18 protein-coding genes and 1 tRNA gene are annotated in these 19,383 nt (G+C 63.2%); 6 read left to right on the forward strand and 13 right to left on the reverse strand.

Translation table 11 applies throughout. From position 1 onward, the window contains the following. Positions 1–132: 132 nt before the first annotated feature. Entirely contained in the window at positions 133–1,509 is a 1,377-nt protein-coding gene (locus ACREC7_RS04465; protein WP_431554491.1) for an ABC1 kinase family protein, read from the reverse strand. Positions 1,510–1,631: 122 nt separating this feature from the next. Here ACREC7_RS04465 and ACREC7_RS04470 point away from each other — a divergent pair, with 122 nt between their 5' ends. After that, the gene (locus tag ACREC7_RS04470; RefSeq protein WP_431554492.1) at positions 1,632–2,081 is read left to right on the forward strand and encodes a DUF411 domain-containing protein; all 450 of its coding nucleotides are present in this window, start codon (positions 1,632–1,634) and stop codon (positions 2,079–2,081) included. Positions 2,082–2,091: 10 nt separating this feature from the next. Here the strand turns inward: ACREC7_RS04470 and ACREC7_RS04475 are convergent, their stop codons facing one another. The 4 genes from ACREC7_RS04475 to ACREC7_RS04490 all read right to left on the reverse strand — a co-directional run bounded on the left by ACREC7_RS04475 (position 2,092) and on the right by ACREC7_RS04490 (position 7,343). Beyond that, on the reverse strand, positions 2,092–2,478 hold the full coding sequence (locus ACREC7_RS04475; protein ID WP_431554493.1) for a type II toxin-antitoxin system death-on-curing family toxin: 387 nt from the start codon (positions 2,476–2,478) through the stop codon (positions 2,092–2,094). Continuing rightward, the gene (locus ACREC7_RS04480; protein WP_431554494.1) at positions 2,475–2,699 is read right to left on the reverse strand and encodes an AbrB/MazE/SpoVT family DNA-binding domain-containing protein; all 225 of its coding nucleotides are present in this window, start codon (positions 2,697–2,699) and stop codon (positions 2,475–2,477) included. The genes ACREC7_RS04475 and ACREC7_RS04480 overlap by 4 nt, the downstream gene beginning before the upstream one ends. Positions 2,700–2,930: 231 nt before the next feature. Beyond that, positions 2,931–5,390, reverse strand: coding sequence for a patatin-like phospholipase family protein (locus ACREC7_RS04485; RefSeq protein ID WP_431554495.1), 2,460 nt, complete (start codon positions 5,388–5,390; stop codon positions 2,931–2,933). A gap of 72 nt (positions 5,391–5,462) precedes the next feature. Beyond that, on the reverse strand, positions 5,463–7,343 hold the full coding sequence (locus ACREC7_RS04490) for a M3 family oligoendopeptidase (protein WP_431554496.1): 1,881 nt from the start codon (positions 7,341–7,343) through the stop codon (positions 5,463–5,465). Positions 7,344–7,589: 246 nt separating this feature from the next. Here ACREC7_RS04490 and ACREC7_RS04495 point away from each other — a divergent pair, with 246 nt between their 5' ends. From ACREC7_RS04495 to ACREC7_RS04505, 3 genes are all read left to right on the forward strand, one after another. Continuing rightward, the gene (locus ACREC7_RS04495; RefSeq protein ID WP_431554497.1) at positions 7,590–9,077 is read left to right on the forward strand and encodes a sigma-54-dependent transcriptional regulator; all 1,488 of its coding nucleotides are present in this window, start codon (positions 7,590–7,592) and stop codon (positions 9,075–9,077) included. Between the two features lie 159 nt (positions 9,078–9,236). After that, positions 9,237–10,901 (forward strand): L,D-transpeptidase family protein, encoded by a 1,665-nt coding sequence (locus ACREC7_RS04500; protein ID WP_431554498.1) that lies wholly within the window; start codon positions 9,237–9,239, stop codon positions 10,899–10,901. A gap of 272 nt (positions 10,902–11,173) precedes the next feature. Continuing rightward, the gene (locus tag ACREC7_RS04505; RefSeq protein ID WP_431554499.1) at positions 11,174–12,490 is read left to right on the forward strand and encodes a DUF882 domain-containing protein; all 1,317 of its coding nucleotides are present in this window, start codon (positions 11,174–11,176) and stop codon (positions 12,488–12,490) included. A gap of 163 nt (positions 12,491–12,653) precedes the next feature. Here ACREC7_RS04505 and ACREC7_RS04510 read toward each other — a convergent pair whose 3' ends face one another. After that, positions 12,654–12,911 carry a DUF2312 domain-containing protein gene (locus ACREC7_RS04510; RefSeq protein ID WP_431554500.1) on the reverse strand — a complete coding sequence of 86 codons (258 nt, stop codon included), beginning with the start codon at positions 12,909–12,911 and terminating at the stop codon, positions 12,654–12,656. Positions 12,912–13,003: 92 nt separating this feature from the next. Beyond that, positions 13,004–13,855, reverse strand: coding sequence for an N-formylglutamate amidohydrolase (locus ACREC7_RS04515; protein WP_431554501.1), 852 nt, complete (start codon positions 13,853–13,855; stop codon positions 13,004–13,006). A gap of 206 nt (positions 13,856–14,061) precedes the next feature. Between ACREC7_RS04515 and ACREC7_RS04520 the strand changes: the two genes are divergently transcribed. Together ACREC7_RS04520 and pyk are read left to right on the forward strand one after the other, a co-directional pair. After that, positions 14,062–14,568: a DUF1036 domain-containing protein gene (locus ACREC7_RS04520; protein ID WP_431554502.1), complete on the forward strand. Its 507-nt coding sequence runs from the start codon at positions 14,062–14,064 to the stop codon at positions 14,566–14,568. After that, positions 14,565–16,001 carry a pyruvate kinase gene (gene pyk / locus ACREC7_RS04525; protein WP_431554503.1) on the forward strand — a complete coding sequence of 479 codons (1,437 nt, stop codon included), beginning with the start codon at positions 14,565–14,567 and terminating at the stop codon, positions 15,999–16,001. Before ACREC7_RS04520 ends, pyk begins: the two co-directional genes overlap by 4 nt. A gap of 24 nt (positions 16,002–16,025) precedes the next feature. Here pyk and ACREC7_RS04530 read toward each other — a convergent pair whose 3' ends face one another. The 6 genes from ACREC7_RS04530 to cpdR form a co-directional block, all read right to left on the reverse strand. Further along, positions 16,026–16,796 carry a tetratricopeptide repeat protein gene (locus tag ACREC7_RS04530; RefSeq protein ID WP_431554504.1) on the reverse strand — a complete coding sequence of 257 codons (771 nt, stop codon included), beginning with the start codon at positions 16,794–16,796 and terminating at the stop codon, positions 16,026–16,028. Positions 16,797–16,862: 66 nt separating this feature from the next. Next, positions 16,863–16,988 carry a type B 50S ribosomal protein L36 gene (gene ykgO / locus ACREC7_RS04535; protein ID WP_370536275.1) on the reverse strand — a complete coding sequence of 42 codons (126 nt, stop codon included), beginning with the start codon at positions 16,986–16,988 and terminating at the stop codon, positions 16,863–16,865. Positions 16,989–17,098: 110 nt separating this feature from the next. Next, the gene (dmeF, locus tag ACREC7_RS04540) at positions 17,099–18,049 is read right to left on the reverse strand and encodes a CDF family Co(II)/Ni(II) efflux transporter DmeF (protein WP_431554505.1); all 951 of its coding nucleotides are present in this window, start codon (positions 18,047–18,049) and stop codon (positions 17,099–17,101) included. A 35-nt stretch (positions 18,050–18,084) separates the two neighbouring features. Then, positions 18,085–18,381: a hypothetical protein gene (locus ACREC7_RS04545; RefSeq protein ID WP_431554506.1), complete on the reverse strand. Its 297-nt coding sequence runs from the start codon at positions 18,379–18,381 to the stop codon at positions 18,085–18,087. A gap of 92 nt (positions 18,382–18,473) precedes the next feature. Further along, positions 18,474–18,549: transfer RNA gene (locus ACREC7_RS04550), tRNA-Val, on the reverse strand. Between the two features lie 72 nt (positions 18,550–18,621). After that, entirely contained in the window at positions 18,622–19,011 is a 390-nt protein-coding gene (gene cpdR, locus ACREC7_RS04555) for a cell cycle two-component system response regulator CpdR (protein WP_431554507.1), read from the reverse strand. Positions 19,012–19,383: the final 372 nt, after the last annotated feature.

Consider the following 19,383-nt stretch of genomic DNA (forward strand, 5'->3'; position numbering starts at 1 on the left):
CCCCTGTTCTGCTGGCGCGAGATAGCACAAAGCCGGTCGACCGGGCAATCCGGGGGTTCTGGGGCCGACCCGGTTTGCGCTTGACTCCATAGACGCATATTTCTGCAATGCTCGTAATGAAGGCCCCTCCCCCTAGCTCGTTCCCTCGGGCAGCGGCACGCCGGACGCCATGAAGGCTTGCCTCTGTTGCCGCGCCACGTCGTCAAGGTCGACGCCGGCGATGGTGTCGTCGAACAGGCGATGGAAGTTCAGCTCGGCATTGAGGTGCAGGAATACCCCGCCGAGCCCGATCGCCGCGCGGTCCATGAACACGAACTCGCGCGGCACCCTGACCGGCCCCTTGTCGCGCAAACCCTGATGCACCTTGAAGGCCTCGCGCCGCCCATACATGCCGATATTTCGGTCCTCGGCGATGGTGCGCACGCGGTCATCGAGCATGGGCCCATAGATGAAGTTCGCCCAGATGTTGAGGATGTCGATCAGCTCGTTGGAGAGCCCGGCGAAGCCCCAGGTCTCGTAGGCGTGCACCACAAGCGCGCGGTCGCCGGTCAAAAGCCCGCGATAAAGATCGATCACCCCTTGAATGAATTTCGGCGCGAAGGTGCGCATGCAGCCATAGTCGAGCAGGTTGATGCCTGCGGCCTTGCCCTCTCCGTCTTCAAACACCGTGTAGTTACCGAGATGCGGGTCGCCGTGGATCACGCCGTAATGGCTGAACGGGTACCACCAGGCGCGGAACATGGCCCGGGCGATTTGGTTGCGCTCGTCGAGCGGCCTGTCGGTGTAGTCGAGGAGACGGCGCCCCTCGAGCCAGGTCATGGTGAGCAGCCTCTGCGTGGAAAGCTCGGGCAGGACCTCAGGCACGCGAATGAGCAAGTCGTCTTCGAAGATCAGCCGGTACAAGCGCATGTGGCCCGCTTCGAGATCGTAGTCGAGCTCTTCGCGCAAACGGGCCGCGATCTCCTCTTTCATCTCGGAGGTCTCGATCGCGGGCCTGAGCTGCCGATGGATGGTGAACAACAAAGCGAGCTGCTTCAGATCCGCTTCGACGGCCGACTGCATGTCGGGATATTGCAGCTTGGCGGCCAAGGACCGCCCGTCATGGGCGCACGCCCGATGCACCTGGCCGAGCGAGGCCGACGCCGCGGCTTCACGTTCGAAGCTCGCAAAGCGGCTCTCCCAATCGGGCCCGAGCTCAGCCGCCATGCGCCGGCGCACGAAGGGCCAGCCCATCGGCGGCGCCTGGCTCTGCAGCTGACCGAGCTCGGCGGCGTACTCGGCAGGAAGCGCCTCGGGGATGGTGGCGAGCAGCTGCGCCACCTTCATGATCGGGCCTTTCAGGCCGCCAAGCGCCGAGGCAAGAGCCGAGGCCTCCCGGTCGCGGTCTGGATCGAATCCGAGCAGCCTCGCGCCAGCGATCCGGGCTGCCACGCCACCGACATTGGCGCCGACGCGCCCGTAGCGCTGCACGCGGGCGGTCAGGCGATTGCGTTCTTTATCGGAAGCCATTGCACCCAAAGGTAAGGCGGACGACGGAAATTGCCAGGGTTGGCGCGTTGTCCGCCATTGACGAAATTGTCAATTGCTGAGGCGTCTTAGCACGTCCATGCTGGCGGCAGGAGGACCATGCAATGACGCTGCGAATCCTGCTCGTGTTCTCGCTCGTGATCCTTGGGCTGACGCCCGCCAGCGCCACCGATACAGCCCCATCGATCGAGGTCTGGAAATCGGCGACCTGCGAATGCTGCGGCGCCTGGATCAAGCATCTTGAGGCCAACGGCTTTACCGTGAAGGTGAACGCGGCCGATGCAAGCACGCTCGCGGCGCTGAAGCGGCAAGCCGGCATCGGCGACAAGCTCGCCTCCTGCCACACCGCCAAGATCGACGGCTATGTCATCGAGGGCCACGTGCCGGGGACCGATATCAAGCGCCTCGTCGCCGAGCGCCCCGATGCGATCGGTCTCGCCGTCCCTGGCATGCCGGTCGGCTCTCCCGGCATGGAGCAGGGCGCCGAGTTCGAGCCTTACGACGTGCTCCTGATCAAGAAGGACGGCGCCACCGAAACCTTCGCCAGCCACTGAGCGGCACGCATTACGACGGCGGCCAGTTGTCCCGAATCCAGCGCGCGAGACTTTGCTCGCTCACTTCGCCCGCGGCAACTGCGAGAATGATCGCCGTGGACTGTGCTTGATCAGGCTTGAATGCAATCCCGTTCCGACGAAGAAACACGACCATGCTGATGAACGCGATCCGCTTGTTGCCGTCGACGAAAGCGTGGTTCTTGATCAATCCAAAAGCATACGCGGCGGCAAGTTCGGGAAGCTCAGCACGCTCGTAGTGCCACTTGTTGCAAGGCCGCTCCAAAGCCGAGCGCAACAAGCCTTCATCGCACAGACCTGGCGCTCCGCCATAGCGGCGAAGCTGGAGGCTGTGCGCGGCCACCGCCTGTTCGTAGGTAAACCACTTCGGCTCGGTCACTTCGCGAGCGCAGCCAGCGTGTCGCGATATTCGTCGATGATCTCCTCGACGATCTCCATCGTCTTTTCGAAATCGGGATCGTAGGGCAGCGCCTGGAACCCGCCGCCAGGCAGTTCCGTGATGTGCAATTGCTGGCCGTGCTTGAGATCGAGCCGGCGCATCAACTCCCTCGGCAAAATCAGCCCTTCAGAATTCCCGATTCGCTTGATCTCGATCTTCATGGGCGGCCACTCCGTCGTTATACGTAATGTATAATATCGTTTGCCTGTTTGTACAACAGGCGTCGGGGCCGATCGAGCAGCGACGAGGACGCCCTATCCATGGCCTCGAACTCGTCAATCATGCGCTCAATTCACATCGAGCGCCGACCTCTCGTCACGGAATCGTCGTTCGAGTGAAACCCCTTGCTCGTCCTTGGAACGGGGAAAGGGAAATCTCAGTGCGGTGAGAACTCAGCGCCGCCCAATGCTTCGGAGGGTCTCCTCGGGCGGATGAGACTCAAGAAGCTCTTGCACGCGGGCCCTGAAATCTTTGCTCTCCGGCCTCGGCGCCTTGCCGGGATGGTCCGCTGCCTCCGGGGCAGCTGGTGGCGTCGTAACGGCGACCGTGTCGCGGGCGGAGAAGAAGCCCTGAGTGGCATGAAAGCCCAAATTCCGATAGGCCTCGAACTGTTCCTCGCTGAAGAACTGGTCCCCGGTCGTCTCGTGCGGAAAGGTTGCGTAGCGAGCTTTGTAGTTGATGACGTAATCGCTTTCGTCGCCGCTCAACGACGACTTGATGTAGAGCAGGACCCCTTCTCCCTCCGGATAGTATATCGTGCCAAGCGCACAATGCGGCCCGGCGCAGGAAATGAGGTCGCCAGAATCGCCCTTCTCTGCGATCGCGCGATTGACCTGTAGCGTCGCGTCGCGAATCTTGTACCAAGGCAATTCGATACGGGTCCCTAAATCGATCCGCGCATAGCGCTCGGCCTTGATGAAAGAGTTGAACGCCATCTTCGGATCGGCCTCTGCATCGATGACGATGATCAATTTGCAGCGGCGACGTAGCAGCTGATAGAGCCCCAGATTCTCGATATGGCCGCCGTCGGTCAGATAGAGGAAGGGTCGGTTCTCTTGCAGAAAGCCGAACATTTCCGACAGCAAGTACAGGTTGGTGACGCGAAGGGCGGCGAGCTTCGGTGAATGCCTTTTGACAAATTTTGGATTGGGAAACCAAAAACCCAAGCGCACATTCAAAAGGGCGAGCGTGATTGCCCATCGTCTTAAATTTGCGCCCATGTTCGAAGCAGCCGCCGCGCCGGAAATGGCCATGGCCGTTCCAAGGTCCAAGGCCGTCACCTCTCGCTCGATGACTTCGGTCTCGATATAACCCGTGCTGTCGCTGCCGACATAATTGGCGCTGAACAGGAAAAAATCGGCGTCCCTGCCGCGCTGGTTAGCATGCCGCGATTTTTGAATGTTCAGCGCAGAGTTGATGAGGTGATAGGGCGAGAACCTGTGACTGAGACGGCTGAGGTGCAAATAGGAGATTGCTGCCACTGGGTCGGGTCCGCCGTCCTTGGGCAGCTTCCGCCTAAATAGAAATGCGTTGCTGAGGCGGTCGCGGTAGAGCCGATGCAGCGAATTCGCGTTTGGCCCCAATACAAAAGAGGCAAAGACGAGCAAAAAGAACATGACAAAATAAAGCAGACCGACGGCCGAATCGGTCACCAGATGCGACAACAGCTTACCGAGCCCACTGGTCGGTTTGACAAGGTAAGACATCAGGCCGGCGAGATAAGTCTTTCCCGCAAGCGTCCATCCCGCCAAGGTCTGGATCCAACTGGGCACTGAAGGGGCAGGCTGCCCTGCGCTGTCCGTTGCTATGCCCCAAACAGAAAGCTGCAGGTAGATCAGCCAAAGAATTATGGGGAGCGCCAAGGCGGCCAGGAACAAGGTCGCTTTGATGAGAACGGCCTTTGCCTTCGCCCAGAGTGACGAGTCTTTCGTTACCTGGTTGACGATCCAAGTGAGCTTGTTGCCAAACAGGCCGGCAATCGTTGCGAGCCCCGCAGTGAACGCCATCAACGACGCCCCAGGCACGCCTTTGACCGCTGCCGCGTGCTCGGTCACGAGATAGTTCAGAATGTGGGGCTGCAGCTCGGCGAAGGCCGTAATGGCGAGGACCACCACATAAAATCCGAACACGATTCCGGCAATTCCGGGAATCTCGGGACGATTTTTCTTTGCCCGGGCCGATTTGAACAGCGCCCAGACGGCGAGAAACAGGCCCAGCACCAAGGCAATCGACACAGTGATCGGGAGGAACCTATGCTCACTAACTCTCGCAAGATCCAGTATTGGATAAAGCGCAATCGTGATCGCCGCGGCCAGCAGGAGCCAAGGCAAGACCAACAAGACGTTGGCGGCGATGCCCCTGAGATAGATGGCTGAGCTGAGCAACACGTCCCACAGGCCTCGGGGGATGAGGTAGTTGGAGTGATCCCTGATGTGCCGCAGTGGAGCAGGCTCTTCCGCCTTCAACTCGCTGGGAAACGGCAAGCCCTCCTTGTCCTCATGGGCGGTAAATCCCGACCAGCAGGCACCGATATAGCCGCCCCCCGATACCGTGGAGAGGTAGTCCACCTGGGTGAGCGCGCCGGCGCTCTCAAGGGCTTGCAGGGCGCCAAGACAGAACGCAGCGGAGCGAATCCCTCCGCCCGACAAAGCGAGCCCTATTGTGTCGTAAACAGGATCTTGGCTGCTCGTCCCATCGAATTCCGGCTGGATATCGGATCTGCTTTTTTCTTCGCGGCGCGCATTGATCGTCTCGTGCTCGCGTTCGAGCACGGTGGCGAAGTGGACTGTTCCCGGATGCTTGTCTTGGTCGGCTTTTCTGCCCTCGGCGGCCGTGGTGTCGTCCCGCGCCATGCACCCCTCCTGTGGCAAGAGTAGGCGCGGGAAGCATACTCTACAACTTTGAAGCGAAGAAGAGGTTCAGCCTCAGGCGTCCATCGCCTCGAGCTCGCCGATCAGGCCTTCGACGACCTTGAGCCCCATGGACCAGAATTTGGGGTCGGTGGCGTCGAGGCCGAACGGCTTGAGCAGCTCCGTGTGGTGCTTGGTGCCGCCAGCCGCGAGCATATCGAGATAGCGGTCGGCGAAGCCTTTGTCGGCCTTCTCGTAGACCGCATAGAGCGAGTTCACCAGGCAATCGCCGAAGGCATAGGCATAGACGTAGAACGGCGAATGGATGAAGTGCGGGATATAGACCCAGAAGTTCTCATAGCCGGTCTTGAAATCGATCGCCGGTCCGAGGCTCTCGCTTTGCACCTCGAGCCAGATCTCGCCCAACCGCTCCGAGGTGAGCTCGCCTTCGCGCCGCTCCGTATGCACCTTGCGCTCGAAGCTGTAGAACGCGATCTGGCGCACCACGGTGTTGATCATGTCCTCGACCTTTGAGGCGAGCAGCGCCTTCCGCTCGCGCTTGCTCGGCGCGCTCTCGAGCAGCGCCCGGAAGGTCAGCATCTCGCCGAACACGCTTGCCGTCTCGGCGAGCGTCAAAGGCGTCGGCGCCATCAGCGGGCCTTGCGCGTTGGCGAGCACCTGATGCACGCCGTGACCGAGTTCGTGGGCCAGCGTCATCACGTCCCGCGGCTTGCCCTGATAATTGAGCAGGATATAGGGGTGCGCGCTCGGCACCGTGGGATGCGAGAAGGCGCCGGGAGATTTGCCCTCGCGCACCGGCGCATCGATCCAGCGTTTGGCGAAGAACTCGCCGGCGACCGCTGCCATGCGCGGCGAGAAATCGCCATAGGCCTTGAGCACCGTCTTTTGCGCGGCGTCCCAGCCGATGCTCTGCGTCGGCTCCTCGGGCAACGGCGCGTTGCGATCCCAATAAGCGAGCCGCTTCTTGCCGAGCCATTTGGCTTTCAACGCGTAGTAACGGTGAGAGAGGCGTGGGTAAGCTTCGCGCACCGCTGCGACCAGCGCATCGACCACCTCCTTCTCCACCCGGTTGGCCAGGTGGCGGCTATCGGCGACATCGGCAAAGCCGCGCCAGCGGTCTGAGATCTCCTTGTCCTTGGCGAGCGTGTTGGTGATCAGCGTGAACAGCCGCACATTGTCCTTGAACACGCGCGCCAAGGCTTCGGCAGCCTGCCGGCGCCGGGTCTCGTCCTGATCGAGGAGCCGATTGAGAATGGGCTCTAGGCTGAGCTTCTCGCCGTCCGCGTCGAATCTGAGCGCGGTCATGGTCTCACTGAACAGCCTGTTCCAGGCGCCGCGCCCGGTCACGGCCTTTTCATGGAACAGCTGCTCGAGCCTGTCCTCGAGCTGATAGGGCTTCTCTTTGCGCAAATCCTCGAGCCAAGGCCGGTAGTGCCCAAGCTCCGGATCTTCCATGGCCGCTTCCAGCACCTTGTCGTCGAGCCGGTTGAGCTCAAGCGGGAAGAACAGCAGCTTGGACGAGATCGTGGTGATCTTCTCCTGGATGTCGCCGAAGAATTTCTGCCGCGCCGGATCTGAGGTGTCGGCGGCATAGAGCAGGCTCGCATAGGAGACGATGCGCCCCATGAGGTCGCTCAACGCCTCGTATTCGCGCACGGCCTTGGCGAGCGCCTTGCCCCCGTTCCCCCCATCGGCGAGCGCGGCGAGCTTGCCGGCATAGTTTTGCTGCATCGCCTCGGCCGCCCGTTCGGAGGCTTCAAGATCGGCCTTGAGCGCCGGCGCATCCGGGGCGCTATAGAGATCCTTGAGGTTCCACTCCGGAAGAGCCCCGAGCTTAGGCTTGGGTTGCCCCTGCCGGCTTGCAGGCTTTGCCTTGCCGCGAGCCGAAGGCGCAGTGGCGTGAACCGCCGGCCATTGAAGGGATTTCGGCTGCATTGGTGTTTTTGTCCCGTCCTTCGAAGTGCCCGCGCGTCTCTTCTAACGTGTCTAACGTGCTCTTACGGCGATTTTGCGAGAGGGCCAAGAGCAAGCCTCACCAAAATCGAACTGCCATAAAGCGCTTGTTTACCGTTTCCCCGCACAATTTTGCAACGGGAGCGCAACGCAAAAGCGCAACGCGAAGGGCGCGAGCGAGGGGTCTGCTCCGAGGGGTTCCAGCGTAACTGTAGCGAGTCTTGCGTCATGCCCAAACGTGTCCTGGTCGTCGACGACGACCCTGTTCAGCGCCGTATTCTCGAAGAGACCGTCAAGCGCTTCGGCTATTCCGTTGCCCTGGCTGAAAACGGAGACAAGGCGCTTGCCGCCCTCAAGGCCGACGCCTTAGGCGATATATCCCTCATCCTGCTCGACCTCGTGATGCGGGGAACCGACGGCATGGCGGTGCTTTCGGCCATGCGGTCCTTGCCGCGGAAACACCCGACCATCGTGCAGACGGCGAGCGGCAGCATCGATGCGGCCATCGCCGCCATGCGGGCCGGCGCCGTCGACTTCGTGGTCAAGCCGGTGAGCCCCGAGCGGCTCGAAGTCTCCATCAAGAACGCGCTCAAGATCGATGCACTTGAGGGCGAGATCAGCAGGATAAAGGCAGCCGCCCGCGGCGAGCTTGGATTTGCCGGTCTGGTTGCCGGCAGCGAAACCATGGCCCGGGTTGTCGAGCTTGGGCGGCGGGCGACGAAATCGTCAATTCCGGTCCTGATCGAAGGCGAAAGCGGCGTCGGCAAGGAGCTCATCGCTCGCGCCATCCACGGCGAGAGCCATCGCGCAGGCAAGCCTTTCGTCGCCGTCAATTGCCGCACCATTCCCGAACATCTGGTGGAGAGCGTCCTGTTCGGCTCGTTCGCGAGCGACTCCCAACGGCAAACAGGAAGATTCTTCGAGGCCGACCAAGGCACCTTGTTCCTCGACGAGATCGGCGAGCTTTCGCCTGAAGCGCAAATCAAGCTGCTCCGCGCGCTGCAAGACGGCGCCATTGGCGTCAAATATCCGGTCAAGGTCGATGTCCGCGTGATTGCCTCGACCAACCGCAATCTGATCGCTCTCGTGCAGCAGGGGCGCTTCCGCGAGGATCTCTATTACCGCCTCAACGTCCTTCCCATCTGGGTGCCGCCTTTGCGCGATCGTCTGGGTGACGTGCCGGAACTCGTCCGCCACTTCATCGCCCGCTTCGCGGCAGAGGAAGGAAAGCGCGTCGACGGCATCGAGCCCGAGGCGCTTGCCATGCTCGAGCGCTATAGCTGGCCCGGCAACATTCGCCAGCTCGAAAACGCGGTGTTCCGCGCCGTGGTTCTTGCCGACCAGCTCTTGCTCGGGGTGAGCGAGTTCCCGCAGATCGCAGCCCATGTGCAAGGCTACCGCGTGACCGTGCCGCCGGCTCCCGCCCCGAAAGCCTTGGCGCCCCGCATCGCAGGACCCGTGATGCTCGGCCAGTCGTCCATTGCGCCGGCCACGATCCGCCTGCCGTCGGCGAGCGGCCGCGACGCCGTGGGCATTCCCGCCTTGAGCGAGGAAGGCGACATCCGTTCGCTCGAAGCGGTCGAGGCAGACATGATCAGGCTTGCTTTCGGCCGTTACCGCGGGCGCATGACGGAAATTGCCAAGAGGCTCGGCATCGGCAGGTCAACGCTGTACCGGAAGATGCGCGAGATTGGGCTGGAGGCGCGAGCGCATTAGCGCAAGACCACAGCAGGCCTCGGCACGAAAGCCACACTCACAAAAAAAGCGGCGCTCAAGTCGGCTTATATCGCACCGCGTTGTGGCCAAAAGCGGGGTCCCCACGTTAGGTTCGGATTTCTGCCGAATCGCGGGCACGATCGGCTGGAGGGAGCATTGATGAGGCCATTTTCCTGTATCGCGTTCGCCTTGTTCTTGGCCGCGCCGTTGACGCTCGGGCCGTTGACGCTCGCGGCCCATGCCGCCGAGCCCGAATCTCCAGACGCTTTGATCGGTCAAACTGAGGCCGTGCGCGCCGCCGTCCAGGAGCGGCTCACCGCCAAATTCACCAACGCGAGCGAGACGCGGAAGAACGAGCAAGGCGCCCTCGTCGAATACTATTCCGTGGCGGAAAACCGCCTCCTCTGGGTCGGCGAGCAGGGCCTCAACGACCGGGCCAAGTCGGTGATGGAGGAGATCGGCAAAGCCGACGAATACGGCCTGCGCCCGGCCGACTATCCGCTGCCGAAGGCGGGCGACGAGACCCCCGACGCCAAGTGGCTCGCCGATGCCGAGATCAAGATCAGCTTCGCCGTGCTCGGCTATGCCCGCGACGCGCGCGGCGGCCGCATCGATCCGCTGAGGCTCAGCCCCAACCTCGATCCGACGCTGGCGCTGCCCGACCCCATGGAAGTGATCGAATCGATCGCCTTTCGCTCGGACCCCGCATCCTACTTGCGGAGCTTCCAGCCCGACCAGCCGCAGTTCGAGGCCCTGCGCCAAGCCTTGATCGCCGCCCGCGGCGGGAATCCCGACAAGGACGTCGTGCGCATTCCCGATGGGCCGACGCTTGAGCTCGGCGTCGACCACGAACAGGTGGCACTGCTCCGGAAGCGTCTCAACGTCGCGGTCGAGGACGGCGGCAAGGAGACGGTGTTCGACGCCTCGGTGCACGCGGCCGTGCAGCGCTTCCAGGAAGATCATGGCGTGCTGCCGGACGGGGCGGTGGGTCCCGGTACGCGGCGGCTCCTCAACCAGCAGCACCACGAAGCCGCGAACCCCGGACAAGTGAGACTCATCCTGCTCAACATGGAACGCTGGCGGTGGCTGCCCCACGACCTCGGCTCGTTCTATGTGAACGTCAACATTCCCGAATTTACGGTGCGGGTGATGGGTGACGGCAAGGCCGTGCACACCGCCAGAGTGGTGGTCGGAAAGCCCGACAAGCAGACCCCGATCATCTCCAAGGAGATGCAGGAGATCGTGTTCAATCCCTATTGGAACGTGCCGAACTCGATCAAGACCGAGGAGATCAGGCCATTCCTCGTCGAGGAGGGTGGATGGTTCGGCGGCGGCGGCTGGAATACCGCCGTGCTCGAGCGCCATAATCTGCGCATCAATATCGGCGGCCGAGAGGTCGACCCCTCCAGGATCGACTGGAACCACATTGATATTCGCAGCCTCAACATCTACCAGCCGCCTGGCCCCGACAACGTGCTCGGCACCGTCAAATTCGTGTTCCCCAACAGTCACGACGTGTACATGCACGACACGACGCAGAAAGCTCTATTCGCCAAGACGGTGCGCGCCGAGAGCCATGGCTGCATGCGCGTGCAGAACCCAGATCAGCTTGCGCTGACCTTGCTGAAAGAGGACCAAGGTTGGTCGGCCGGACGTGTCGCCTCGGCCATCCAGGGCGGCCCCGACCAGCATATTGCGCTCAAGGAGAAGATTCCGGTCTACATCACCTATTTCACCCTTCGGGTGAATGACGACGGCTCGATCTCGACCTTTGGCGACATCTACGGGCACGACTCCCGTATGGCAGCGGCGCTCAGGCTTTAGAATCCGCCAAATTCCGCAGTAAGGTAACGTTAACGCTGCCTGTTGATTTCGGGTGGGATCGTCATTTTTGCCTTTTTTTTCCCCCATTTAGGCAAATAATGCTGGTTAGCAAGTACGTGCCAAAGGCATGACTGCTACGGGGGCTCGAACCTGACGGGGGTTTGAGCCAAAGCCGGCCGCTCAAGGCCGGTTAGAGGGAAAGGCTACAAAGCGCGGGGATGTCAGTCCGGGGGACCCTTGCACGTCGCGCCATGCTTGGCGCGGGGCTAGCAGTGACGCTTGTCGGGACTTGGTTCTGGCCGGCCACTGTGCAGCACGCGAGCGCGTCGGGCGAGACGCGCACGCTTTCGATGTTCAACATCCACACCAAGGAAGCGATCACCGTCACCTTCAAGAAGGACGGCCGCTACGATCCCGACGCCTTGAAGCAGCTCGACCACTTCATGCGCGACTGGCGCAAGGAACAGTCTCGCGACATGGACCCCGAGCTCATCGACCTGATCTGGACGCTGCACAGGGAGCTTGGATCGAAGGAACCGGTGAAGCTCATTTGCGGCTACCGCACCGCCTCCACCAACGAGCGGCTGAGACGCAGAGGCGGCGGCCAGGCCAAAGCCAGCCAGCACATCCTCGGCAAAGCGGCCGACATCGTCTTCCCCGACGTTCCGGTGAAGACGCTGCGCAACTCGGCGCTGGTGCAGGAATGGGGCGGCGTCGGCTACTACCCGACCTCAGGGGTTCCCTTCGTGCATGTCGACACCGGCCGCGTGCGCATGTGGCCGCGCATTGCGCGGCTCGAGCTCGCCGCGCTGTTCCCGAGCGGACGCACCAATTACCTGCCGCTCGACGGCAAGCCGATCACCCAGCAAGATTATAAGCTCGCCATGGCCAAGGGCTTGCCCGGCCGTAACACGCTGCTCGCCTCAGTAATGCCGGCGCCGAAACCTGAAGCCGTGGCCGCCGCCCAGCCCGCGATCCAACCCGCCGTCCAGCCCATCATCCAGGCGGCGTTCCATCCTGAGGTAGCATTCCATCCTGAGGCAGCGTTCCGTTCCGAGTCTGCCTTGCGCGCCGAGCCGGAACCGCCGCAGGGCATCTTCGCCTCTTACGTGCCTGACGCTCCGAGCGCGGCTCCGGCGGTCACGAGCCCGCCTGCCTCGCAGGCCGCGCCGCTTCCGACGCGCAAACACTTCGTCTATGCCAATGCCGGTGGCGAGCTGCCGCAATCGAGGCCGGTTCTCGGCGAGCCCAGCTCTCCGCTCTATCGCAGCGCCGAAGTGGTCAGCGCGCCAGAGGTCGACGAGGACCATCCGGAAGAGACGAGCTACGTTCCCTTCGCCATCGCCGGCCTGATGAGCAACACCTCGATCACCTATAATCATTTGGTCGCTCACCTCACCCATCCCGAGCAGAAGGACCTTTCCTATCTGTTCGAGAACATGGACCGGCCGCTGGCCGCCACCTTCCGCAAGAGTTCCGGCTATCAGGGGCTCGTCGCGGCGCAGACCTTCAGCGGGCGCGCGGTGCGCAGCGTCTATGCCGAAATCGCGCCGCCGGCTCCGACCCGCGTAGCGCAGATCGATCGCTAGACTCTCATATTCATCGTCATGCCCGGCCACTCGGGTCCGGCTCCGCTGGCCCGAGCACAGGCTACGTGCCGGGCATCCACGTCACCCCGGCGGAAGCCGGGGTCCAGTTTTTCTTGGCGCGTTCCGCGCAACTGGATTCCGGCTTGCGCCGGAATGACGAAGATCAGGCGGCCTCAGCCTCGGCCATGCCGAGCGCATGGAGATAGGTGACGAGCACCGCCTCCTCCTCTTTCCGCTTGTTCTCATCCTGCTTGCGGATGCGAACAACGGACCTGAGCGCCTTCACGTCGAAGCCGTTGCCCTTGGCCTCCGCGTAGACCTCGCGGAGATCGGCGGCGAGCGCCGCTTTCTCCTCCTCGAGCCGCTCGATGCGGGCGACAATGGCACGAAGCTGGTCTTTGGTTGAGTTCTGGAGCTGCACGGGAGACCTCTGATTCGCTTGACGATTGATCTGCCGCGGAGCTTAGGCGGCGGCCGTGTTACAGGGCAACGCGCCGGTTGCTCTTATCCAGCTTATCCAGAGCCTTGCGTCACGCCGTCGGTGTGCGAGCCATAGCGCTCGATGGCGTGCAGCCTGGGCGCGAGATCGGCGGTGCCAAGCACCTTGCGCACGACGTGCGCCAGCCGTTCCGCCCACTCAGCCTGCCCCTCAGGCCCGAGGATCAGATCTTGCCGAACTTCGATCAGCGCGTGCGCGAGCCCGCGCAGCGTGCCGTGCTGGTAGAGCGTGTCGCCCTTGAGCTGGCCGCTATAGGGCACGTTGTCGCCCACGGCGATGCCCGGGGTCGCCTCCAGCTCGCGCAGCAGCGCGCAAGCGAGCCTTGGGTCCCTGTCCCACAGCACCGCCACGTGCCAGGGCCGCGGCACACTCTTCCAGGCTTGAGTGAAACTGTGGATGGCGAGCAGGACCGGCGGTTTCCCCGCGGCGACGCCTTCGTCGATGGCGGCCTCGATGGCCTGATGATATGGCGCATAAAAGCGCTCGATGCGCGCCTCGATCTCAGCTTCATCCAAGGCGGCATTGCCGGGCACGATGCGCCCGTCGGAAAGCTGCATCACCAGCGTCGGGTCGTCGCGTCCGCGATTGGGGTCGATCAGCAACCGCGAGTAGCGCGTGAGCAGCGCCGGCGCCTGAAGCGCCCGCGCCAGATGCTCCGCCACGGCGGCAGCGCCGATGTCGTAGGCGATATGCCGGGCAAGATCTTCAGGCGTGAGGCCGAGGGTGCCATAGGCAGGAGGGATCAGATTCGCGGCGTGGTCGCAGAGAATGAGCGCGCCACTTTTCCAATCTCCCTCGATGCGGCGAAAGGGCGACGCTTCCCTTTGCTCCTGCCGCAGCCGGGTAAGCCGCTGCTCCACCGTCATCCTCTTATTGCGCTTGACACGAATCCTGGCTCTTATCCCGGCTTCGCTCATTCTTCCAAGCGGAAAGGCGCTTCCGGGGTCAAGGTTGTGACGCAATTACCCAGGATTGTCGGCGCTGGCTTTTGCGTCGCAAAATGACCTTATAATTGATTGCTCTAGTCAGACAAACGCAACCAATTCGATGCTACCTTTCGGCGATTTCAACCGTGGTTGATGGCCCTGAGAAAGTGACGCTCGCCAGCTCGGATAGCCAGGCGGTTTCCGCCGCCGCGCCCCGTCCTTGGGCGCTGCGCGTGGCGTGTTTGCTCGCCTCCGCCGCCGCCATCGGCCTCGCGCCTGCGCCAGCCCACGCCGATCTCAAATTGTGCAACACCACCTCGAGCCGGGTCGGCGTCGCCATCGGCTACCGCGATGTCGAGGGCTGGGCCACGGAAGGCTGGTGGAACGTCGCCTCGCACACCTGCGAGACCCTGTTGAAGGGTGTACTTATTGCCCGGTTCTATTACATCCACGCCATCGACTATGATCGCGGTGGGGAATGGGGCGGCACGCTGTTCATGTGCACTGACGACAAGGCGTTCACCATTCGCGACGTGAAGGAATGCGTGAAGCGCGGTTACAAGAAGACTGGTTTCTTTGAAGTCGACACCGGCGAGGAGCGCGACTGGACCGTTCGCCTCACCGATCCTGAAGGCGAAGCGAAGAGTCAATGAGGCGTAATCGCCGAGTCAAGATCGTCGCCACCCTCGGTCCTGCCTCCAACAACGAAAAGACGATCCGCGCGCTGTTCGAGGCGGGCGCCGATGTTTTCCGCATCAATATGAGCCATGCGACCCCCGAGGCCTTGCGGCAGGCGCACGCCACCATCCGCAAGATCGAAACGGATTTCTCCCGTCCGATCGGCATCCTCATCGACTTGCAAGGACCGAAGCTGCGCATCGGCAAGTTCGAATCCGGCGCGATCCGTATCACCGAGGGCGACATTCTGAGCTTTGTCCGCCGCGAGTCGGTTGGCGGCCTCGGACGCGTGCACCTGCCGCACCCGGAAATCTTCCAGGCGGTGCAGCCCGGCCATGCTCTTCTGCTCGATGACGGCAAGTTGCGCTTGCGGATCGTCGAGGCGAGCGACGTGCGCATCGACGCCGAGGTGCTGACCAGCGGAACGCTCGCCAGCCGCAAGGGCATCAGCCTCCCCGACACGGTCATTCCGCTCGCGGCCATGACCGACAAGGACCGCGCCGATCTCGAAGATGCGCTCAACGTCGGCGTCGACTGGGTGGGACTGTCGTTCGTGCAGCGCGCCAAGGATATTGCCGAGGCCCGCAAGCTGATCCGCGGGCGCGCCGCGATCATGGCCAAGATCGAGAAGCCTTCGGCCCTCACCGAGCTCAAGGAAATCATCGAGCTTGCCGACGGCATCATGGTGGCGCGTGGCGATCTCGGCGTCGAAATGCCGGTGGAGAAGGTCCCGGGGCTACAGAAGCAGATCACCCGCGCCGCGCGCAACGCCGGCAAGCCGGTGGTGGTCGCCACGCAAATGCTGGAATCGATGATCCTTTCGCCGGCGCCGACCCGCGCCGAAGTTTCCGACGTTGCCACCGCGGTGTTCGACGGAGCCGACGCGGTGATGCTCTCGGCTGAATCGGCGGTCGGCAAATATCCGGTTGAGGCCGTGGCCACCATGGATCGGGTCGCCATCGAAGTCGAGCGCGATCCGCTCTACGAGAGGATCATTCACGCCCAGCGCATCGATCCCGAGGCGACCGGCGCCGACGCCATCTCGGCCGCCGCGCGCACCGTCACCGAGACGCTCAATCTCGCGGCGATCATCTGCTACACGGCCTCAGGCGCGACAAGCATCCGCGCCGCCCGCGAGCGGCCGCCGCAGCCGATCATTGCGCTGACCCCAATCCCCGGCACGGGCCGCAAGCTCGCCATCGTATGGGGTCTGCATTGTGTGCTGACCAGCGACCCCAAGGACTTGGACGATATGGTGGCGAAGGCCTGCCGCATCGCCTATCAGGAAGGCTTCGCGCTCCCGGGACAGCGAGTGATCATCTCCGCCGGCGTGCCGCTCGGCACCCCCGGCGCCACCAACATGCTGCGCATTGCCTTTGTCGGCGAGGAAACCCCTGACGCGCAGTAGCGCTCGAAGCCGGATGGAGCGGGCCTAGATATCCCGGCCTTCGACGTCGTGGGAGAGCTGCTCCTCGGCCCTCCGAGCCTGCTCGAGGAAGGGATTGACCGCGAGCGCCTTGCGATAGGCGTCGAGCGCTCCGCGCCGATCGCCGGTTTGCTGTAGGACGGCGCCAAGATCGCGCAACGCCTTATAGTGGTTGGCATCGATGGCAATCGCGCGCCTGAGATCGGAGAGCGCCCCGGCGGTATCGTTCTGCATCAAATGCACGATGCCGCGCTGATGCCAGGCCTCGGCGTTGTCCGGGTCAAGCTCGGTCACGGCGTCGAGCACCTGCGTGGCAAGGTCGAGATCGGAGGCGAGCACGAAAGCATCGACGCGGCTCATGAGCAGGTCGACGGTATCGCTGCCTGAGCGGCGCCAGGTCTCCTCGATGGCCTCGGCGATCGGCTCGGCATCCTTGGCGCTGCGAGCGCCGCTCAACCGCGTGTAGAGCTCCTTCAGCATTTCGGCGCGCACCGCGGGGTCGCCGAGCGGCACGTTGCCGAGAATATCGGACCGGTCCTGCTTGTTGGGCGTCGAGGAGGGTGGAGGCCCGGTCAAGTCCTTGCCGCTTGGCGGCTGTCCCCCCTCTTCCGGAGCGCCACCGTCGGGGAACATGTCGCTGGGGGGCGCATCGCCGACGCCCGGCTCAAGCCCTCCGTCAGCCGCGCGCGCCGGAAGTGAGCCGGCGGCGGACAACGCCAGGCAGAAAGACAGGAGCAGCGCCGCAAGGGCCGCTGTCCGATAGGGCCGGTCGATCATGGCCAGAAGCTAGGACAGCGGAGATGCGCCGTCAAAGACATAGGATGGTTCGCGCCTGCGAAGACCCTAGCCCTGCCGCGCCTTGTATCGGCGGTTGGTCTTGTTGATGACGTAAAGCCGTCCGCGCCGGCGCACCACGCGGTTGTTACGATGGCGCTTGCGCAAGGCCCTGAGCGAATTCTTGATCTTCATGCGAAGCACCTGAAGCAACGGTGAAGGAGAGTGGCCGCCGGAGGCGAAGCTCCGGTCGAGCCGGGCGGACCATAGTCAACGGCCCCACGCCCTGTCAACGCTCGAGACTGCTACGCGGCGCTCCGCCGCTTCTTCGGCAGGCAGGGCTCGACCTCGACAGTGACGTGGCTGAGGCCGGCGATACCCCTGAGCCGCTCCTTGTAGGCGGCAGGCGCCTGCGGCCGGTCGCTGACGATGGTGACGACGGCGGCGCGATGCCCGGGGCCGATCTGCCAAAGATGCAGGTCTGAAACGCGGTCCCCGTCGACCTCCAGGCGCTGGCGAATAGCGCCTTGGGTGCGTCTGTCGGGAACCACATCGAGCAACACGCGGCCCGCGTCGCGGATCAGTCCGTAGGACCAGCTCGCGATCACGCAGGCGCCAACGAGGCCCACGACGGCATCGATCCACGGCCAGCTGAGCCAAAGCGCGAGGACGAGGCCGCCGATAGCCATGACCGAGGTGAACGCGTCGGCAAGCACGTGCAGATAGGCCGCCCGCAGATTGTGGTCCCTGTGGTCGCGGTGGTCGTGCGCATGGTCCTCGCCATGATCGTGGTGCGCATGCTCGTCGCGGAGCAGCCAGGCGCAGATGAGATTAACCGCAAGCCCGACGACCGCGATGGAAATCGCCTGAACGTAGGCGATGGGCACCGGCCGCGCCAATCGCATCAGGCTCTCATAGGCGATCAGCAGCGCGATCATGCCGAGCGCGATGGCGCTTGCGAACGCGGCGAGGTCGCCGAGCTTCCCAGTGCCGAAGGCGAAGCGTGGATCATGTTTGTGATGCCGCGCGTATTGGTAGGCGAGAGCGGCAATCGTGAGCGCGGCTGCGTGCGTCGACATATGCCAGCCATCGGCGAGCAGGGCCATCGAGCCGAACACGATGCCGCCGACGATTTCGGCGACCATCATGGTGGCCGTCAGCCCTACGACGAGCCAGGTGCGCCGCTCGTTGCGAGCGTGAGCGGCGCCGAGAAAGACGTGCTCATGGGTCCAAGGGTCGAGAGAGCGAGAATGCATCTCCTGTCCTTATGCTGGCGAGGCTAGGCCAGCCGTCATTCAGGGCTCGGTGCCGTCGCCGCGCAGCGGAAAACGACGGTGCTCCCCACGGCTGACTTGAGCATGAACTTCTGGCCCTTGGCGTGGCAGAAATCGCCGGCCTTGTCGACGGCGGTGCTGAGCGCCTTGTTCATATCGGTGGCGATGCCGCTGGCCCGGCTGATGCCGATGCTGTACGTCCCCGCCTCGACCTCCTGCACATTACCGACGGAGGCCTTGGCGCAACCCCCAAGGAAAGCTGCGACACCTCCCGCGCAGGCGAGCATGAACAGCGTTCTCATATGGTCCGGCATGACGCAGTCACCCCCGACCTTTATGCCACGTCTTGGCGCCGCCCAGAAGATGCCGCGATGGCGAGGACCGGCGTCACAAGGCCGCCTGAAAATGGTGGGCGCGCCCAGGATCGAACTGGGGACCCCTGCGATGTCAACGCAGTGCTCATACCGCTGAGCTACGCGCCCGACCGTTGCGAACGGCTTCTATATCGGCTGAGCCCCCTCGAAGGCAACCCGCACCTGGGAGATCGAAAAACCTCAGGCGGCGAGCAGGCGCTCCACCTCATCGACCAGATCGCGCAGATGGAAGGGCTTCGACAGGATCTTGGCGTCTTTCGGCGCGTGATTGTCGGGGTTGAGCGCGACCGCGGCGAAGCCGGTGATGAACATGATCTTCAAATCAGGGTCGAGCTCGCTCGCGCGCCGCGCAAGCTCGATGCCGTCCATCTCCGGCATCACGATATCGGTGAGCAGGAGTGTGAAGGGCTCCTCCTTCAGGCGCTCATAAGCCTCGAGCCCGTTGCCGAACGACACGACGTCGTAGCCGGCCTTGGTAAGCGCCCTCACCAGGAAGCGGCGCATGTCCTCGTCGTCCTCGGCAAGGAGAATACGCTGAACGCAGCGCGCGTCCGGATCGTTGGCCACCATCCCTCTTCCCCCTCTAGACGCTACGCCCTACATGAACTTGGTAAACGACCGCTTGCTTCTAGTCTCGTCCAGCCCCGTTCGGCCTTGTCACCATGAGAGCCAAATCATCGCGTCTTATTCGCTTCTGCACAAGGCAGAACACGCCTGGACAGGTTCAACTCTCATTGGCAGAGTTTGCAGGGGATTCTCGGCTGGCGGCTTGGCCGGCCGTTTCTAAGGACCAAGGTTTAGCCAATGAGCCAAAGAGAGGCTGAGGCGATCGAGAGGGAACTTTCGCCGCCCTTCGGGGTGGCAAGGCCGGCCGAGCTTGCCGCCCCTCTGGTGTTCAACTCCCCCCATAGCGGCCGGGTCTATCCAAGCGCCTTCCTGGCG

This window comes from Methyloceanibacter sp., assembly GCF_050728395.1.
Classification (GTDB): Bacteria; Pseudomonadota; Alphaproteobacteria; order Rhizobiales; family Methyloligellaceae; genus Methyloceanibacter.

Bases quoted from the DNA above. Each gene is read 5' to 3' on its own strand.
- ACREC7_RS04530 (WP_431554504.1), bottom strand. From the start codon at position 16,796: ATGATCGACCGGCCCTATCGGACAGCGGCCCTTGCGGCGCTGCTCCTG.
- ACREC7_RS04495 (WP_431554497.1), top strand. From the start codon at position 7,590: ATGCCCAAACGTGTCCTGGTCGTCGACGACGACCCTGTTCAGCGCCGT.
- ACREC7_RS04545 (WP_431554506.1), bottom strand. From the start codon at position 18,381: ATGCCGGACCATATGAGAACGCTGTTCATGCTCGCCTGCGCGGGAGGT.
- cpdR (WP_431554507.1), bottom strand. From the start codon at position 19,011: ATGGTGGCCAACGATCCGGACGCGCGCTGCGTTCAGCGTATTCTCCTT.
- ACREC7_RS04485 (WP_431554495.1), bottom strand. From the start codon at position 5,390: ATGGCGCGGGACGACACCACGGCCGCCGAGGGCAGAAAAGCCGACCAA.
- ACREC7_RS04515 (WP_431554501.1), bottom strand. From the start codon at position 13,855: ATGACGGTGGAGCAGCGGCTTACCCGGCTGCGGCAGGAGCAAAGGGAA.
- pyk (WP_431554503.1), top strand. From the start codon at position 14,565: ATGAGGCGTAATCGCCGAGTCAAGATCGTCGCCACCCTCGGTCCTGCC.
- ACREC7_RS04490 (WP_431554496.1), bottom strand. From the start codon at position 7,343: ATGCAGCCGAAATCCCTTCAATGGCCGGCGGTTCACGCCACTGCGCCT.
- dmeF (WP_431554505.1), bottom strand. From the start codon at position 18,049: ATGCATTCTCGCTCTCTCGACCCTTGGACCCATGAGCACGTCTTTCTC.
- ACREC7_RS04470 (WP_431554492.1), top strand. From the start codon at position 1,632: ATGACGCTGCGAATCCTGCTCGTGTTCTCGCTCGTGATCCTTGGGCTG.
- ACREC7_RS04465 (WP_431554491.1), bottom strand. From the start codon at position 1,509: ATGGCTTCCGATAAAGAACGCAATCGCCTGACCGCCCGCGTGCAGCGC.
- ACREC7_RS04500 (WP_431554498.1), top strand. From the start codon at position 9,237: ATGAGGCCATTTTCCTGTATCGCGTTCGCCTTGTTCTTGGCCGCGCCG.
- ACREC7_RS04480 (WP_431554494.1), bottom strand. From the start codon at position 2,699: ATGAAGATCGAGATCAAGCGAATCGGGAATTCTGAAGGGCTGATTTTG.
- ykgO (WP_370536275.1), bottom strand. From the start codon at position 16,988: ATGAAGATCAAGAATTCGCTCAGGGCCTTGCGCAAGCGCCATCGTAAC.